The organism is Halopelagius longus (genome assembly GCF_900100875.1).
Taxonomy (GTDB): Archaea; Halobacteriota; Halobacteria; order Halobacteriales; family Haloferacaceae; genus Halopelagius; species Halopelagius longus.
Window position 1 is genome coordinate 461,881 of record NZ_FNKQ01000001.1, and the last position, 15,040, is coordinate 476,920.

17 protein-coding genes are annotated in these 15,040 nt (G+C 65.8%); 12 read left to right on the forward strand and 5 right to left on the reverse strand.

Annotation, left to right across the window (positions count from 1 at the left end):
• Nucleotides 1-46: 46 nt before the first annotated feature.
• The 5 genes from BLS11_RS02365 to BLS11_RS02390 all read left to right on the forward strand — a co-directional run bounded on the left by BLS11_RS02365 (nucleotide 47) and on the right by BLS11_RS02390 (nucleotide 4,226).
• A complete protein-coding gene (locus BLS11_RS02365; RefSeq protein WP_092532348.1) occupies nucleotides 47-619 on the forward strand; it encodes a cysteine hydrolase family protein in 573 nt (190 codons plus the stop codon).
• A gap of 47 nt (nucleotides 620-666) precedes the next feature.
• Nucleotides 667-1,044 carry a DUF7994 family protein gene (locus tag BLS11_RS02370; RefSeq protein ID WP_092532351.1) on the forward strand — a complete coding sequence of 126 codons (378 nt, stop codon included), beginning with the start codon at nucleotides 667-669 and terminating at the stop codon, nucleotides 1,042-1,044.
• 334 nt (nucleotides 1,045-1,378) lie between these two features.
• Entirely contained in the window at nucleotides 1,379-2,695 is a 1,317-nt protein-coding gene (locus BLS11_RS02380) for a M14 family zinc carboxypeptidase (RefSeq protein WP_217628973.1), read from the forward strand.
• A 168-nt stretch (nucleotides 2,696-2,863) separates the two neighbouring features.
• Nucleotides 2,864-3,097: a hypothetical protein gene (locus tag BLS11_RS02385; protein ID WP_139172751.1), complete on the forward strand. Its 234-nt coding sequence runs from the start codon at nucleotides 2,864-2,866 to the stop codon at nucleotides 3,095-3,097.
• Between the two features lie 214 nt (nucleotides 3,098-3,311).
• Nucleotides 3,312-4,226, forward strand: coding sequence for an HFX_2341 family transcriptional regulator (locus tag BLS11_RS02390; protein WP_092532363.1), 915 nt, complete (start codon nucleotides 3,312-3,314; stop codon nucleotides 4,224-4,226).
• A gap of 9 nt (nucleotides 4,227-4,235) precedes the next feature.
• On the opposite strand, the gene BLS11_RS02395 is transcribed toward BLS11_RS02390, so the two are convergent.
• Entirely contained in the window at nucleotides 4,236-5,297 is a 1,062-nt protein-coding gene (locus tag BLS11_RS02395; RefSeq protein WP_092532366.1) for a hypothetical protein, read from the reverse strand.
• A 101-nt stretch (nucleotides 5,298-5,398) separates the two neighbouring features.
• Nucleotides 5,399-6,160 carry a DUF1405 domain-containing protein gene (locus BLS11_RS02400; protein ID WP_092532369.1) on the reverse strand — a complete coding sequence of 254 codons (762 nt, stop codon included), beginning with the start codon at nucleotides 6,158-6,160 and terminating at the stop codon, nucleotides 5,399-5,401.
• Nucleotides 6,161-6,306: 146 nt separating this feature from the next.
• Here BLS11_RS02400 and pdxS point away from each other — a divergent pair, with 146 nt between their 5' ends.
• Nucleotides 6,307-7,215, forward strand: a complete 909-nt coding sequence (gene pdxS / locus BLS11_RS02405; RefSeq protein WP_092532372.1) for a pyridoxal 5'-phosphate synthase lyase subunit PdxS — start codon at nucleotides 6,307-6,309, stop codon at nucleotides 7,213-7,215.
• Nucleotides 7,216-7,429: 214 nt separating this feature from the next.
• Here the strand turns inward: pdxS and BLS11_RS02410 are convergent, their stop codons facing one another.
• Both BLS11_RS02410 and BLS11_RS02415 read right to left on the reverse strand, forming a co-directional pair.
• Nucleotides 7,430-7,630, reverse strand: a complete 201-nt coding sequence (locus BLS11_RS02410; protein ID WP_092532375.1) for an HVO_0649 family zinc finger protein — start codon at nucleotides 7,628-7,630, stop codon at nucleotides 7,430-7,432.
• A gap of 299 nt (nucleotides 7,631-7,929) precedes the next feature.
• A complete protein-coding gene (locus BLS11_RS02415; protein WP_092532378.1) occupies nucleotides 7,930-8,805 on the reverse strand; it encodes a homoserine kinase in 876 nt (291 codons plus the stop codon).
• A gap of 142 nt (nucleotides 8,806-8,947) precedes the next feature.
• Here BLS11_RS02415 and BLS11_RS02420 point away from each other — a divergent pair, with 142 nt between their 5' ends.
• Entirely contained in the window at nucleotides 8,948-10,333 is a 1,386-nt protein-coding gene (locus BLS11_RS02420) for an NAD(P)/FAD-dependent oxidoreductase (RefSeq protein WP_092532381.1), read from the forward strand.
• Between the two features lie 100 nt (nucleotides 10,334-10,433).
• Complete coding sequence (locus tag BLS11_RS02425) at nucleotides 10,434-10,841, forward strand: hypothetical protein (RefSeq protein ID WP_092532384.1); 408 nt, start codon at nucleotides 10,434-10,436, stop codon at nucleotides 10,839-10,841.
• Nucleotides 10,842-10,987: 146 nt separating this feature from the next.
• Here BLS11_RS02425 and BLS11_RS02430 read toward each other — a convergent pair whose 3' ends face one another.
• Nucleotides 10,988-11,581: a DUF6149 family protein gene (locus BLS11_RS02430; protein WP_092532387.1), complete on the reverse strand. Its 594-nt coding sequence runs from the start codon at nucleotides 11,579-11,581 to the stop codon at nucleotides 10,988-10,990.
• A 212-nt stretch (nucleotides 11,582-11,793) separates the two neighbouring features.
• Between BLS11_RS02430 and BLS11_RS02435 the strand changes: the two genes are divergently transcribed.
• The 4 genes from BLS11_RS02435 (at nucleotide 11,794) to mptA (ending at nucleotide 15,018) form a co-directional block, all read left to right on the forward strand.
• Nucleotides 11,794-13,038 (forward strand): NAD(P)/FAD-dependent oxidoreductase, encoded by a 1,245-nt coding sequence (locus BLS11_RS02435; RefSeq protein WP_092532390.1) that lies wholly within the window; start codon nucleotides 11,794-11,796, stop codon nucleotides 13,036-13,038.
• A gap of 215 nt (nucleotides 13,039-13,253) precedes the next feature.
• Entirely contained in the window at nucleotides 13,254-13,481 is a 228-nt protein-coding gene (locus BLS11_RS02440) for a hypothetical protein (protein WP_092532393.1), read from the forward strand.
• A 76-nt stretch (nucleotides 13,482-13,557) separates the two neighbouring features.
• Nucleotides 13,558-13,977, forward strand: a complete 420-nt coding sequence (locus BLS11_RS02445; RefSeq protein ID WP_092532396.1) for a DUF7124 domain-containing protein — start codon at nucleotides 13,558-13,560, stop codon at nucleotides 13,975-13,977.
• 114 nt (nucleotides 13,978-14,091) lie between these two features.
• The gene (gene mptA / locus BLS11_RS02450; RefSeq protein WP_092532399.1) at nucleotides 14,092-15,018 is read left to right on the forward strand and encodes a GTP cyclohydrolase MptA; all 927 of its coding nucleotides are present in this window, start codon (nucleotides 14,092-14,094) and stop codon (nucleotides 15,016-15,018) included.
• The last annotated feature ends 22 nt before the right edge of the window (nucleotides 15,019-15,040 follow it).

Sequence of the window (15,040 nt, forward strand, 5' to 3'; positions counted from 1 at the left end):
CTCGCCGTTCCCGAACGTTAAACTGCGCCTGCGCCGATCCGTCGCCATGAACGAATCCGTCGCACGGGCGTACGGAGACGACGCCGCCCTCGTCCTCGTGGACTTCCAATCGGGCTTCGACGACCCCGCGTGGGGCGAACGGAACAACCCCGACGCGGAGAGAAACGCCGGGCGACTCCTCGACGCGTGGCGCACCCGCGACGCGCCGCGGGTCCACGTCCGGCACGACTCGACGGAGGCGGACTCGCCGCTTCGACGCGACGCGGAGGGGTTCGGGTGGAAGCCCGAGACGGTCCCCGACTCCGACGAACCGGTGTTCACGAAACGGGTCAACAGCGCGTTCGTCGGCACCGACCTCGAATCGTGGCTCCGCGAACGGGGGGCGGACCGCCTCGTCGTCGCCGGACTCACGACCGACCACTGCGTCTCGACGACGACCCGGATGGCCGAGAACCTCGGGTTCTCCCCCCTCGTCGTCTCCGACGCGACGGCGACGTTCGACCGCACGGGACCGGACGGCGAACGGTACGACGCGGAGACGACGCACCGAACCGCCCTCGCGCACCTCCGCGGGGAGTTCGCCGCCGTGGCGACGACCGACGAGATACTGGCCGAGTAGCGCCCCGCGTCGGCAGATTTACCCCGCCGTACTCCCGAACAGCCGACATGAAGCGCCGCCTGTTCCTCCTCCCCGCGGTCCTCCTCCTCGGCATCGCTTCCTCCATCGTCGCGTTCGGCCCCCCGACGGACCCACTCTTCGTCGCTCTCGGCGCGTGTTTCGCCGTCTCCGGAGGCGCCTTCCTCGTCGCCGGACTCCGCGAATCCGTCGCAGTCGGGTCCGCCGTCGTCCCGTGGTACGTCTTCGCGGGCGTCGGCGACATCGCACTCGGCGTCGGTATGCTGACGAACGGCGCGATACTCGTCGACGGCGGGGGGACGGCCTTCGCGGGCGTCATCATCGCTCTCACCGGTCCGTTCCTCGCCTTCATCGGCGTGGACTACCTACGCGGCGGCGTCCACTTCGACGTCTCCGCCTTCGAGTGATGCGTCGAGCGATTCCGCCGACGTACTGACGGTGCCGACGGCCGAAAACCGTCCCCGGGTCCTCGGCGTCGGCCTCTTCGCGGCGACGGTTCGTAACTCGAATAGCGGCCGAACCGTTCGTCGCTCGACGTTTCCTCGTCCGTCCGAGACGGTTGTCCGGAACAATCGCGCCGAGGTCAGTTGCTTCACGTCTCGCCTCTCTCGGCTGTCAACAGAGTCACCATTAATAGATAGTGCGAAAAACGTATCTCGAATGACAGGTCCCCGATCAGCACCGGGGCGTACGTTCCCCTGGGTCGACGACGCGGTCCCCCGTTACGACTCGTTTCTCACGGTGAACGAACATCGCGAGCGCGACCGAGCGCTCGCAGCCGAGAACGACCACGTGGAGTACGAGGAACTCGGCGAAAGCAGGGACGGTGAGACACTCTGGGCGGTGACTGTCGGGGATGGCGACCGAAGCGCACTCCTGTTCGGTGCACCCCACCCGAACGAGCCGATCGGTTCGATGACGATCGACTTTCTCGTTCACGAACTCGCGACGAACGACGAACTACGGTCGTCTCTCGATTACACGTTCGTCTGTGTGCCCGTCTCCGACCCGGACGGCGTTAGACTGAACGAGGGGTGGTTCGACGGCCCGTTCACGCTCTCGAACTACGCCCAGAACTTTTTCCGACCGCCGCCGGACGAACAGATCGAAGCCACGTTCCCCATCGAACGCGAGAACTACTCGTTCGACTCCCCGACGCCGGCGACCCGAGCACTGGCCGACCTAATCGACACTCACCATCCGGAGTTCGTCTACAGCTTCCACAACACTGCGTTCGGGGGGTGTTACTACTACGTCACCGAACCCCTCGAACCGCTCTACGACACGCTCTCGTCGCTCCCGGGAGAGTACGGCGTCCCACTCGACATGGGTGAGCCCGAGTGGTTCGATCTGGAGTCGTTCGACGATGCCGTCTATCCGCTCCAGACCTTCGACGACCAGTACGACGCCGCACGGAACGACGAGGACGTCGCCCTCGAGGAGGCGCTTTTCGGCGGCACCGCCTACGACTACGCCAGTCGGGGTGACGACGACGTCGTCGAGTTCGTCGTCGAACTGCCGTACTTCTTCGACCCGCAGATCCAAGACCGAACCGAACTGGATCGCACCCGTGAAGACGTCATCCGAGAGGGGATTCAGTCCCGGCAACCGCTCCTCGACGCCATGCAAAGCGCAGTCGAATCCGCGGGAGAGTATCTGCCGGACACGCCGATGGCTCGGGAAGCCGCGGGCGTCGCCTCCTACTTCGAGGACGAGTACGAGTCGAAGCTGGAATGGGCGGAATCGGTCGCGGAGACGGACGCGCCGGCGACTATCGCACAGCGAGTAGACGAACGCTTCCTCGAGCAGTATCATCTGCTGACGTACACCGGGATGTTGTTGCGGTCGATCGACCGCGCGGCGATGAGCGCTGACGAGGATGCCCACGAACGCCTCAGGGACGCGAAGGCGGCGCTGGAAGGCGTCTTCCAGGAACGACTCGGCGAAATCCGGGACCAACTCGACTACGAGGCGATTCCGATCTGGAAACTCGTCGCGATCCAAGCCCGCGCGGGACTCGTCTGTCTGGACTATCTGCAGAACCGGGCCGACGAGTGACGCGCGGGCCCTTTCGAGAGGGGATCGATGCGATCGACTCGGTTACTCGGTAACCGATGTTGAAGCAGAGGGTCTCCTGTTCGGTACGTGGGGAGACGCCACAGTCGTCCGTCGATCGAACAGATGACACAAAAAGAACTAATTGGAGACGTGATACAATTTACAAGCGTGTCCCAAGAGAGCAACACCGGCCGAGACGCGTATCGATTGCTAACTACGGGTGAGCGCCAGTGGGAGTTTTTAGGCCTGCTCGCCCTCATCGCTGCCGTAATCGCGTACGCGATCGGTTCGGTTGCCGCTGGCGAATCAGTCGGGGCGCAAGCACCGCTGGGTGTCGTTGCCGCCGGGCTTACCATCGCGGCGGCGTTCCTCGTCGACGATTTCGACGGCGCCTCGCAGTAGGGCGCAGTTCGGTCGCACGCCTACGTAGCGGCTATTTCACTCCCACTCGTGTCGAACCGACGGTTCCCGCGGAGGTATCGAGTAGTCTCTCGGTCCCCCGCTACCCGACGTCTCGTCGGGAGTCCGAGACGGCGCGGGGTCCGACAGCGATACCGTCCGTATCTGCGGTACGCTATCTGGTGCTTTTTATAAGCGTCGGGCCGACGTACCGCGTATGCAGACCCACATCGTCCCGGTCGGGTTCGACTACGACCGGCTCATCGCGCCTCTCATCCGCGACCAGTTGGACGTAGACCGGGTCATCCTGTTGGAGGGCGCGGTGGGGAGCGAGGCCAACGTCGAGTACTCCCGCCGCCTCTCGGGGAAGTTGGAGAAGGACTTCCAGAACCTGCTGGGCGCGGAGACGGAGCGCGTCGTCCTCGACGACGTGTACGACTACGACGCCGCCTTCGAGCAGGCGTACGACCTCATCAACGCCGAGTTAGACGACAGCGACTCCGGCGAGGTGTGGGTGAACGTCAGCGCGATGCCCCGGCCCGTCTCCTTCGCGTTCGCCACCGCCGCCCACTCCATCATGGTCGAACGGCAGGAGGACAGAGAGCGCATCCACACTTACTACACCGCCCCCGAGAAGTACTTAGAGAGCGAACTCGCCGAGGAACTCAGAGCCGGACGCGACCTGTTGGACGACCTGTTGAACGGCGAGGACGTCGAGGACGACCGAATCAGAGAGCGATTCGAGACGGCCTCCGACCTCTTAGAGGAGTTCGACGAACGCGGGACGACCATCGGCGCGAAGCGAATCGAGGGGAGCCACATCGTCGAACTGCCGGTCGCCTCCTTCTCGAACGTCAAGCCGTTCGAGGAGGTCATCCTCTTCGCACTCGGCGAACACGGCGAGTTCGCCTCCGTCTCGGAACTCGCGGAGCGACTCGCCCGCGACATGAACGAGGAGTACACCGACTCCTTCCGGTCGAAGGTCATCTACAACGTCGACCGTCTCGGACCCGGCGGGAAGGGCTACATCGAACAGGAGGAACGCGGGAAGTCCTACCGGACGCGACTGTCGCGCATCGGCGAACTGTGGGTCCGCGCCCACGCCGACGAGGACGACGTGCTCGAAGACTGACGCCCCGGTTCAGGTCCACTTCAGGCCGATTTCGTTCTCCGGCGCGTCGAGGGGACTCGTCGGCAGTCCCTCCGGTATCTCGGGGTCGTTGTAGCCGCCGGGTGCCACGTCGTTCGGCCCGTCGGGGTAGAAGAGCGACGCGAGAAGTTGGATGTGCTGGCGCCCGACGCCGAGTTCGAACTGGCCACCGCCGTAGAGGGTGATATCGTTCTCCCGGGCGTACTCGATGGTCTCGAAGAGGGATTCGACCGTCCCGAACCGCGAGGGCTTGACGTTCAGCCACTCCGGTTCGAAGGGGAGGTTCTCGACGGCCTCGACGCCCGTAATCGGCGCGTCCCACGATATTCTGTGCTCCTCGCCCTCGAACAGCGACCGAGTGTCGTCGGTGATGCCCGGGTCCTCTACCACGGCGTCGGGGAACCCGTTCAACACGAGTCGGTACAGGCCGGGATTCGGCTCTTGGTCCACGTCGGTTCCGGCGTAGTGGCCCTTCAGGTCGAGGATGCGGACCGACGCCGTCGCGGCTATCGACTCGATGACGTTCTCGTTCCACTCCGCCGTCGGGTCGAGTTTGAACTCCGTGTCGGGGTAGTCGCTCAGTATCGACTCGATGCGGGTGCGAGACGGCGGGTCGCCGAGGCGAGTGCTGACGACGAACCGAACCGGGTCGGGGTCGACGTCCAGTACGTCCGAGAGGGCGCGGTCGTTCTGGCGGAGGGCGAGGTCCAACCCCGCCGACTCCACGGCCCACCGCCGGTAGTGTTCGGCCGCCTCGCGTTCGGGGCCGCCCGTCGGGAACAGGTCGGTGTCGTCGAGGGCGGCCGAGAACTCCGCGAACGACCCGTACTCGCCGACGATATCGAAGGGGTCCTCCGGGGCGTCTTCGAGGGCGTCGTGGTCCTCGGCGTCGTACGTCACGTCCTCGCCGCGGCCCTCCTCGTCGCCGCCGCGGAGGTGGAACGTGGTCGTCGTCCGGACGAAACCGCTCGACGTGTCGCGGTCGCGGCGCGTACGCGCTACCTCCTCGACTTCGAGGGGGTACTCCGCCACCGCGTCGAACAGGTTGCTCATCGCTCGTCGTTCGGTCCCGCGAGGCAAAAATCTGTCACCGAAAAGACTACTACACCGAACGTCCCGGCGTCGGGTCCGACCGCGTTCCAGTTTCGACTGCGTCAGGTCCGTTCGCGGTCCAGTTCCAGTTCCAGTTTCTTCACGCGCGTGCTCAGCGCGAAGAACGTCGCCGCGACGGTGAGGGTGACTGCGGCGACGGCGGCGATTTGGAGGACCGTCGTCTCGCCGACGGGCGTGGCGTCGGGGAGTGGAAGCGACGTGTGGTGCGGGTCGCCGACGACGGGGACGAAGTAGTCCACCACGTCGTTGAAGCCGTACCAGACGACGGCGACGGCGACGGCCCGCACCGGGAAGTCCGAAACGCGGTGCAGGACGAACGCCTCGACGACCATCGCGAGGTGGCTGACGAACAGGAAGACGTACATCGGGAGCGTCGTCGTCTGGAGGAACGCCGCGTCGAACGCCGCGAGGACGAACGGCGTCCAGAGGCCGAGCTTCCAGCACCCGAAGAACGCGAGGGCGTTGAGGTACTCGTTCGGCCTGTCGAGTTTCCACGCGGCGAACGCGCCGGCGATGAACAGCGTCGCCACCGGACTGTCGGGGACGAACGGCCACATGACGACCGGTTCGGCGGCGAACTGCCACGTTATCAGCGAGTCAGAGAACGGGTACGGGTGGAAGCCGTAGTACCAGAAGCCGAAGGCGGTTCCGACGAGATTGACGGCGACGACGACCCACGCGAATCGGAGGCCGACGTTCTCCAACCACCGCGGAAGCGGTGCCAACCACCGCGGAAGTCCGTCAGGTTCGGGAAGTTCGTCGTCGTCGGAGACGAGTCTCCGGAGCCCGGAAAACGAAACCATGACTCACGGCACGGCCGGTTCGTTCAAATGGATGCCGGTTCATCCTCTCGATTCGCGTACCCGTCCATCGCGGGCCGTTCGGCCGCCGTTCGGCCGATTCGACCGGACTGGTTGTCCTTAAGTGCGTTCGCCCGTAAGCACCGAGCATGGCCGAGGAGACTGATTTGGAGGAACTCCGCCGGGGTACCGACCTCGTCAAGCGCGGGTTCGCGCAGATGCAGAAAGGCGGCGTCATCATGGACGTCGTGAACGCCGAACAGGCGCGGATAGCCGAGGAGGCCGGCGCGGTGGCCGTCATGGCGCTTGAGGCCGTCCCCGCCGACATCCGCAAGCGCGGCGGCGTCTCCCGCATGGCGGACCCGCAGAAGGTCGAGGAGATAATCGACGCCGTCTCCATCCCGGTGATGGGGAAGGCGCGCATCGGCCACCACACCGAGGCGCAGATTCTGGAGGCCGTGGGCGTGGACATGATAGACGAGAGCGAAGTGCTCACCATGGCGGACGACCGCTACCACATCGACAAGCGCGAGTTCACCGCCCCGTTCGTCTGCGGCGCGCGCAACCTCGGCGAGGCCCTCCGCCGCATCAACGAGGGCGCGGCGATGATTCGGACGAAGGGCGAGGCGGGCACCGGCGACGTGAACCAAGCCGTCCACCACCAGCGCAACATCAAAGGCTCCATCCGCAAACTCGAAGGGATGAGCCACCAAGAGCGCGAGAAGTGGGCCCGCGAGAACGAAGCGCCCGCGGAACTCGTCCACGAGACGGCCGAACGCGGCCGCCTCCCCGTCGTCAACTTCGCGGCCGGCGGCATCGCCACGCCCGCCGACGCCGCCCTCATGATGTACCACGACTGCGACGGCATCTTCGTCGGGTCGGGCATCTTCGGCGCGGAGGACCCCGAACGCATGGGCGAGGCCATCGTCGAGGCGGTCAACAACTGGGACGACCCCGAGACGCTGGCCTCCATCGCCTCCGGCATCGGCAAGGGCATGAAGGGCGAAGCGAACGCCGACATCCCCGAAGAAGAGCGTCTGCAGGGCCGCGGCGTCTGAACGCTCTGCGCACTCTCTCCGCCGATATTCTCCGTCGGTTTTCACTCCTTCTCTCGTCGTTCGCGAAGTTCGTCACCGGCGGGTGCCGACGCTTCGAGACGGTCGGCGCGAACGAACCGGGTTCGACGCGGTCGCTGCGAACGGAGTTCGACTCGTCACCGGTGACCGTCTGCCGATTCGGTCCGGCGAACGGTCGCGCCGTACGAAAAACCGACTAGCCGCCGAGCGTGTAACAGGACTGGCGGACCTTCCCGCACGACGGACAGATGTGCTGATAGACGACTCGTCTGCCGTCGGTCTCCGAGAGCCACTCCCCCTCGTCGTCGTCGTACCCGCACTCTGGGCACACCATGTCCCTGTCGAAGCGGTTCTTCAAGCGTTCGAACGGCGTCGAACCACTGCTACGAGGTACCATACCAAACACTTGCATCCGACAACTGAAAAGTAGTGGGGTGCATCTACGCGAGAACGAATGAGAGGGGCGTACCATCTTCGATTCGATAATTTCGGCGCGGTCCGGCGTCGACGAAACCGACGAGCGCGTCCGCGACTGTCGCGAGGCCAACGGACGCGACACCTCCGCCACGGCGTTCCTTCCGACTCGGCGTTCGATTCCCAACGCTCGCCGTCCGTTTCCGGAGGACAAGAGAGTCCGAGACGAGGCGCTGTGAGTCGAGAGACGGAGGAGAGAGGGCGCGACCGGTGGGACCTGCGTCAGTGAAACGTCGCGCCCGCGCCGACTTTCGTCTGGTAGGCGCGGGCGTCGACGCCGACGTCCTCGAAGGCGTCGAGCATCGCGCTGGCGACGCGGGCGCGGTCGGCGTCGCCGCAGACGGCCAGAAGCGACGGCCCCGCCCCGGAGACGGTGACGCCCGTCGCGCCGGCCTCCAAGGCGGCGTCCCGAACGTCGTGGTAGCCGGTTATCAGTTCCGCGCGGGCGGGCGTGACGATGCGTTCGTCCATACCCGCGCCGACGAGTTCGGGGTCGCTCCGGCACATCCCCACCGCAAGCGTCGCCGCCGACCCGACGGTGTGGACCACGTCGTCCATGTCGGCGCGCGAGGGGACGACGCGCCGGGCGTCGCGCGTCGAGACGGCTATCTCGGGCAGGCAGGCGACGAGCGGAATCTCCGCGTCCACCGCCGTCACGCCGCCGTGGCGGGCGACGGTGAACCCGCCCAAGAGGGCGGGCGCGACGTTGTCCGAGTGGGCTTCGCCGGAGACGACGGCTTCGCCCTCGGCGGCGATGGGGACGAGTTCCCGACGGGAGTAGCCCCGGTCGTACAGGCCGTTGAGGGCGAGTGCGGCCGCGGCGGAACTCGCCGCCGAGGAGCCGAGACCCGAGGAGGGACGGACGCCCTTGTCGATGCGGATGTGGGCGGGAGCGTCGAGGGCCTCCGCGACTGCGCCGACGACGTTCTTCTCGGGGTCCTCGGGGATGTACTGACTCCCGACGCCCGTCACCTCTATCGTCGTCTCGTCGGCTTTCTCCACGCGGACCACGTCCGCCGGTCGGTCGAGGGCGACGCCGAACACGTCGAAGCCGCTCCCGAGATTCGCGCTCGTCGCGGGTGCCCTGACCGTGCGCATATGGGAGACGGCTTACCAGACTGCGGATAAAAATGTAGCGAACGACGGAAGAAACGGTTCGTTCGGTGTCACTCGGTTCCGCCCGACGCAGCGAGTGCGGACGAACGGAAGGGACTTTTCCCGCCGTCTCGTAGCCCGGTGCATGATTGGCGTCGTCGGCGGCGGCATCGCGGGACTCGCCGCGGCCTACCGACTGCGGAAGCGAGGCTACGAGGTTCAGGTGTTCGAGGCGTCCGACCAAGTCGGCGGCCTCGCGGCCGTCTACGAGACGCCGGGCGACGACATCGAGAAGTTCTACCACCACCTCTCGAAGTCCGAGGAGACCATCGTCGAACTCGCGGAGGAACTCGGACTCGGTGACGACTTGGAGTGGCGCATCGGCAAGAACGCCTACTACGTGGACGGCGTCGTCCACCCACTCGACACGGCGTGGCAGATAGCCGCCTACCCCCACATGAGCCTCTACGACAAGTTCAGGCTGGGGATGCTCACGCAGGGTATCGACGTGCGCGGCGGTATCCCCGACTTCGACGCCTACGACGACCTGAGCGAGTACGAACACGTCGGCATCGAGGAGTTCGTCGTCGAACACACCACCCGCGGCGTCTACGAGAACTTCGTCGACCCCCTGCTCGACGGGAAGTTCGGCGACAGGAAACACGACGTGTCGGCCGCGTGGTTCCTGGGGCGCGTCCGCTTCCGCGGCGAACGCGACCTGATGCGCGGCGAGATTCTCGGCTACTTCGACGGCGGATTCCGCCCCCTCTTGGACGCCCTCGTCGAGGCCGTCGGCCGGGAGAACATCACCACCGACGCGCCGGTGACGGGCCTCTCGACGGGCGAGGACGGCGTCGAGAGTCTGACCGTCGGGACGGGCGAGGAGGCGGAGACGAAGGAGGTGGACGACGTCGTCGTCGCCGCGATGCCGAACGTCCTTGAAGGACTCACCGGCTACCAGTGCGACATCGACTTCCAAGGCGCGGTCTGCGGCCTCGTGACCATGGAGGAGTCTCTGATGGATACCTACTGGCTGAACGTGGCCCACGACGCGCCGTTCGGCGCACTCATCGAACACACGAACTTCGTCCCGAAGGAGCGATACGGCGGGCAACACCTCCTCTACGTCGCCGCCTACGTGCAGGACGAGGAGGAGGACATCTGGCAGATGGACGACGAGGAACTCCGTCGGGTGTGGCTGAACGAGATCGCCGACATGTTCCCGGAGTTCGACCCCTCCTCGGTGACGGAGTTCCGCGTCGCCCGCAACCCCCGCGCCGCGCCGGTGTACGAACGCGGCTACCTCGATTTGGTCGTCCCGTACGACCTGAGCGAGGAGGTGGGCGAGGGCGTCTACTACGCCGGGATGGCCAGCGAGGCGCAGTACCCCGAACGAAGCCTCAACGGCGGCATCGTCGCGGGCTACGAGTGCGCGGACCGCATCGCCGAGAAACGCCGACGCGGCGGCGACGGCGGCGAAGCAGTCGCCGAAACGGACGGGGTCGCCGTAGACGGCGGACGACGCGAGTAGCCGAGACGGCTTCGACGCCCGGTATCGCCTTCGAGACGTGACATTCTCCGAGAGCCGCCATAGAGCATACGCCCCTGTGGTCGGTACCTCCTAGGGCCTTATGAGCGACACCGAACGTCAAAGCGACGACACTCCGGAGATACCCGTCGAGACGGGGAAAGCGACGATCGTCTACGAACACCCCGAAGAGGGGAAGAAGGAGGTGACCGTCTCGAACGAACAGGTCGTCTACGCCCAAGACCACTGGGCGTTCATGTCGGGAACCGACGAGGAGGGCAACGACTTGGTGCGCCGCGTCCCCCGCGACCGGGTCCACTACGTCGAGCGGAACGTCCAGAAGTTCGAAGAGGAAGTCCGAACCGTCCGACACCGCGTCGAGTCCCTCGCGAACGAGGTCAGACAGAAACTCCCGGTGAACGCGAGTGGCGGCGGCCGCGAGGCCGAGCAAGGTCAGAGCGAACCACACCGAATCGAAGTCGAAGACGACGACGCGACCACCGACCGGTAACGACCGGTGCCGTCCCGTCGGAACAGAGCGCGCTTTTCTCAATTCTGACTGACCGGTCGGTCAGCGACCGGTGACAGAGAGCACTCGCCCCTCGCGGACGGCGCGGCGCGCGACGGCGAGCGGGTGGCCGCGACGACTGAGAGGCGTTACGCCGACTCTTCGTCCGCGTCCTGCACGCCGGGCGCGGCGCTCACGTCGACGTCTTCGGGTTCCTCCTGCCCGCCGACGTGCAGTTCGCCGGACTCGTCTTCGACGTACACGTCGTCGGCGAACCCGCCCTCGGCGTGGGGATGCTCGGGGTTTTCGAGTTTCTCGGGCGTCGAGGGCGCGTCGGGAATCTCGCGGGTGCGGAAGTCGCCGAGGGGGTCCGCGATGTCGATGTCGTACCGCTCGAAGAAGTCGCGGTGGCGCTCGTAGTGGTCCTCGAGTTCGTCCGCGGGGAACTCCATCATCTCCGTCCACCCGTGGTTGTAGAAGTCGAAGTTCGCCTGTATGTGCGTTATCTCGCGGGCCTCCGCCTCCGTGTACCCCTCTTCGAGGGCGCGGACGTACGTGTCGAACGTGCAGTCGAAGAACGCCTCCATCCGCGGTTCGCGTTCCTCGCGGCGGTCGGGGTCCGCCTTCTCGCCGAAGATTCTGACGTGCATGTTCACGAGTTTCTCCGTCGCGATGTCGCCGACGACGGGCATCGTCAGCGCCTTCTTCGCGGCGAAGTGGCGAACGTTCTGGCGTATCTTCATCGTTGTCGGGGGTTAGGACCGGGAACTCTTCAAGCCAACGTGTGCGCACTCGCCGCGCGGGCGAGGCGCGGCGTCGAACCCGCCTCGGGGCCGGACGGAGTCGACGACAGGGCCCCGACCGGCCTCTCGGGCGACGAGCGTCGGCCGTCCCGCGGCGCGCAGATATGTACGGATAGCAACCCACATTAACCCCGGCCTCAAATCATCCGAATATGACCCAGTCGTACGTGATTATTGGCGACGGGATTGCGGGGAGTTCCGCCGCAGAGACCCTCCGGGAGGAGGAACCCGACGCCGACATCATCGTCATCACGGACGAGGGCGAGGCCCTGTACAATCGGATTCTCATCAAAGAGTTCGCGAAGGGCAAACTGCCCGAGGCACCGATTTCCATCCACGAAGAGGACTGGTACGACGAGCGCGACATCGACCTCCGACTCAACACGCTCGTCGTGGACGTCGACCCCGACGCCCACACCGTCACGACCCACGAGGGCGAGGAGATTTCGTACGACAAGCTCCTCTACTCGACGGGCGGGACGCCGACCCAACTGCCGGTCGACAACTCCGACGCGGAGGGAATCCACCACTTCTGGACGTTCCAAGACGCGCGGCAGATTCGCGACCACATCGAACGGGCGGACAACTCCGTCATCGTCGGTGCGGGTCTCTTGGGCATCGACCTCGCGGCCATCACCGCCGCGCAGGACGTCGAAGGCAAGTACCTGATGCGCGGGAACGCGTGGTGGCGCTACGCCCTCTCGGAGGAGGGCGCGGAGATAATCCACGACGCCCTCCGGGAACGAAACGTCGAACCCGTCTTCGAGTCCGGCGTCGACCACTTCGAGACGGACGACGACGGCCACGTCACCGCCGCCGTCGACCCCAACGGCGACCACTACGACGCCGACTTCGTCGGCATCGCCATCGGTCTGGACTTCAACACCGAGATCCTGCAGGGGACCGACGTGGAGTGCGACAACGGCGTCGTCGTCGACGAGTACATGCAGACGAGCGACGAGGACATCTACGCCGCGGGCGATATCACCCAGTTCCACGACGTCATCCTCGGCGAACGCGCGCAGAACGGCGCGTGGGGCTCCGCGAAAGAGCAGGGTACCGTCGCCGCGAAGAACATGGTGAACCCGCAGTCCGAGGAGTTCCGGTGGGTCTCCTCGTACTCCATCACCCACTTCGACTTCCCGTTCCTCTCGTTCGGTCACCCGACCCTCGGAGACGACGAAGCCGAGGCGAAACACTCCGACGACGAGTGGCGGCGTCTCGCGTTCAAGGACGGCAAAATCGTCGGCGGCGTCCTCATCGGCGACCTCTCGCCGCAGACCAAGTACAAGAAGCTCATGCGCGAGGAACGCGTCGTCGCGGACCAGAAAGACGTCCTCATGCAGGAAGAGTTCGACATCGACGACCTCGAACTCGAAGAGGCTCCGGCGGAGTAACCCCGCCGCCGACCGACTCGACTCTCTCTCTCCCGCTGAGACCGCCCGCTCTCGTTCTCGCGTCTCGTCTCTCTTTCGCCGTCGCCTCTCTCGTTTCCGTCCTTCCTCTCTCCCGACTCCGTTCTCTTCTTCCTCCTCCCGAGTCCCGCGTCGCGTTCCCCGCCTCGACCCGCATCCCGCAACATTTATTCCTCGCTAGTGCACATTGGTAACACATGTCACGAACGGCGCGAGACCGAGCGTCCGACGGCGGCGCCGACCGCTCGGACGTGGTTGCCATCGCTCCCGGAAGCATCGACGGCGACGCGCGGGTGCGGGACTTCGACCAACTGTCTGAGTCCGCACAACGGGCGTTCGTCTCCGAGGGCGCTCCCGACGCCGCGGCGTCGGACCTCGAACGGGACGACGTCGTTCGGTACACCGACTACTACCTCGTGCTGTGACCGGGGCGTTCGCTCCCGACCGCCGGCCGTCGGAGCAACCGAAGGCGTTTTGCGACAGACGCGAGGAGGTGTAGGTATGGATGGTGGCGGCAGCACGGACATGACGCTCGCGTTCGAGTTGGAGGCGTTGAAGTCGCTCGCGGACCCCAACGCCGTGTTCAACGACGCCCGTCAGTGGACGGAGTACGTCGGCGTCGTGAGCGAGAAACCCACGTACGTCGTGACCAACTTCACGCGAAAGCACCGCATCCGCCAGGACTTCTTCTCCGGCCCCCGCGGGGTCAAGGAGAGTCTGGAGAACGTCAAACAGCAGTTCGACACCGACCGTCACGTCTTCGTCGGCACCTCGGAGGAGGACGAAGCCGTCGCCGGGGACGCCGACTGGGAGTACCTCCCGCTTTCGCAGGCCGCCGAGGCCGCCGACTGGGGGCTCGCGGGCGAGTCGCCCGAACCGGACCCCTTCGACTCCTCCGACGAACGCGACGACTGGCCCTGAGCCGACCGGCTCGTCACCGATACCGGCGATATCGGCCACCTCACCGCGGTTCTTTCGGGAGTCTCCGTCCGTGAAGCGAAAGCACTAATCGCGGTGCGTCCTTCTGTGGAATCAATGAGTCACCAGTTGCCTGACGTACAGGCAAGCCGCCCCGACGTGACCGTGGGGCTGAGTCAGGTCGGCGTCACGGGGGTAGACAAACTCGTCAAAATCGCCCGCGACGACAAGCGTCCGCTCGTTCTGATGGCCGAGTTCGAGGTGTTCGTGGACCTTCCGAGCGGTCGGAAGGGTATCGACATGAGCCGGAACATGCAGGTCATAGACGAGACGCTCGAAGACGCCGTCTCCGAACCCGCCTACCGCGTCGAGGACATGTGCGGCGACGCCGCGGAGCGACTCCTCGCGAAGCACGAGTACACGTCCACCGCCGAGGTTCGCATGACCGCCGAACTCGTCCTCCGGGAGGACACCCCGGCGAGCGGACTCGCCACGCAGGGGACGGCGACCATCATCGCGAGCGCAGTCGCCACCGACGACGGCACCCGCGAGGAGATCGGCGCGGAAGTGACCGGCATGACGGTCTGTCCCTGTTCACAGGGCATGTCCGCCTCTCGCGCGCGCGACGTACTGCAGGATTTGGAGGTCGACGACGACACCATCGAGGAGTTCCTCTCGAAGGTGCCGCAACCGGGCCACTCCCAACGCGGCCACGCGACGCTCACCGTCGAGACGGAGGGGTCGCCCGACGTGGACCTGATGGACCTCATCGACATCGCCCGCGACTCGATGTCGGCGCGCATCTACAACCTCGCGAAGCGTCCGGACGAGGACCACATGACCTACGAGGCGCACGCGAACGCGAAGTTCGTCGAGGACTGCGTCCGGTCGATGGCCGACCAAGTGCTCGAAGAAATGGACCACTTAGACGACGACGCCGTCGTCCGCATGAAGCAGTCGAACGACGAGTCCATCCACCAGCACAACGCCCACGCGGAGCGAGAAGTGACGCTCGAACAGCTCCGCGCGGAGATGGACCGGTAACGAAGCGGCTCTTCTCTCGCCC